Source organism: Mesorhizobium sp. M0152, assembly GCF_040322415.1.
Taxonomy (GTDB): domain Bacteria; phylum Pseudomonadota; class Alphaproteobacteria; order Rhizobiales; family Rhizobiaceae; genus Mesorhizobium.
Genome location: NZ_JAMYTH010000107.1, coordinates 1 through 1,815, shown reverse-complemented (window position 1 = coordinate 1,815; position 1,815 = coordinate 1). Strand labels below are relative to the sequence as shown.

The 1,815-nt window shown below is 62.0% G+C and carries 1 protein-coding gene and 1 pseudogene; one reads left to right on the top strand and one right to left on the bottom strand.

Going from position 1 to position 1,815, the window contains the following annotated elements:
- Positions 1-625: 625 nt before the first annotated feature.
- A pseudogene (locus tag NKJ26_RS33295) lies at positions 626-1,457 on the bottom strand (IS5 family transposase); the annotation flags it as partial.
- A 175-nt stretch (positions 1,458-1,632) separates the two neighbouring features.
- On the opposite strand from NKJ26_RS33295, the gene NKJ26_RS33290 reads away from it, so the two are divergent.
- A partial coding sequence (locus NKJ26_RS33290; RefSeq protein ID WP_352700084.1) for a hypothetical protein occupies positions 1,633-1,815 on the top strand: 183 nt, incomplete at its 3' end.

Here is a 1,815-nt window from a genome sequence, read left to right as displayed (position 1 = left end):
GGCTATGGCCAAACTCGGCATAGAGGATCGCCTAGAGCGCACGACCGGCTACATCTATGCGTCCTGCTACATTTCCGCACCGCCAAGCGAAGCACTCTGAGCCTTGCCATCGACGGACACATCTCCATGGAGAAGCGAGCTGCTCACGGCACATTACCTGCGTTGCTTGGTCGTAGCGGCCGAGCAGGGCAGCGTTTGCCAAGCCGGAGAGACGAGCCGCGCGACTATCTCATGTTTGATGCCCACTACCAGTTTGATGCGCATGTCACGATGTACGAGGCAACGAAGACAGTGAACCGCATCCGCAGCACCGCATCCGTCCCTACCTGTTGCGTCATCTGGCGGTCGAGAGGCCGGACCAGGTCTGGTGCGCCGACGTGACCTACTGTCGTGTTGCGTCGGCCGTGAACAATGAGAGGGATCCGGCTTCGAGCTCGTTCGGCCGGCTTGGACAAGTCGCTGCGCGATGGGCCTGCGGCCCACCCTTGACCGTCACTGCGCGCGGCGGCCCGTTCGAAGCCCAAGGTCGGGACGAGGAGATGGTCGCCAACTGGCCGAACCAGGAGATGAGGAAATGAACGAAGAGCAAGCTTGACAATCATCGCCCCATACAAGTTGTAGCCGGCGGCGGCCAGGATGGCGTACGGCGCATCTGGCGCTTGACGGCCGGGGTGACCCGCCGCTTCTGGCCGGCGGTGAAGACCCTGAACTTGTGGCTCTGCGGTGCGTTGTGGCCGCGATAGCCGGCGTCGGCGAGGATACGGCCGATCTCGTTGCCGATGGTCTTTTCCATGTCGGGGATGACGCTTGCAAGCGTGTGGCCGTCATAGGGATTGCCGGGCAGCGCTTTTGCATGCAGGGCGAATTGGCCGCCCTTCGAGCGCTTCAGCGTGGTGGCGAGCGAGACCTTGACGCCGAACTCGTAGGGCGCATGGGCCTTGCCCTTGCCGATGCACTCCACCTCGGGCGCGTGCAGGCTCCAGATCTTGCGGCCGCGCTGGCGCTGACGGTACTCGATAACGGTGGCGGCCTGGTAGAGCGGCCATTTGAAGAGCGCGTCCAGTTTCGCATCGCCGGCGGACCTGGCGACAGATGTCGCGAATGGTCCGGCCGAGATAGGTCTTGAGCCTGCGCAGCGCCTTGTTGGCCCGTTTGAACTGCTTGGCGTGGGCATAACGCTGGTGCTTGATCAGCGCCAGCTTGCCGACCCGCACATAGGTCTGGCGCAAATTGAGACCCGTCTTCCTGGCCAGCCGCACCAGCCGTTCGCGCGCCCGATGGATGAGCTTGGCGTCGGTCGGGAACATGACGTTCTTCGGCTGCACGGTGGTGTCGACGATCACCTGGCGCGTGTCGGCCGGCTTCATCGCCCCGGTCTTGACCGCGATGCTGAGGCTTTCCTGCAAGAGCGCCACGATCCGCTCCTCGCCCATGCGGCTGCGCCAGCGCGTCATCGACTCCGGCAGTGCGTTGCTGCTGCCGCCCATTGGAGACCAGTCCAGCGGACCGGTCGCCTCTCATGTTCATTCTGGGAGGGCGACGTGCATCGATATTGCCGGAGTGTCGAGTACGCGACACGGTGATGTTCGACTTAGCCTCCTATTGCACTCTTATGTAAGCAATTGAATTGATGTGCAGAAAATCGCTCTTATGGCCTCTGCTCAGCCTGGCACGACTTTTGAAACGTCTCTCGTGAGGCGGCAGGAGCTGGCGAGCGATATTTGTATCGTGGGTGAGATTGCGATCATTGGATCGAAGAAGGAAAGCAGCATGTCAGGTGAGGCAGCAAGTGGAGAGCGCGGCAGAATTCAGGGG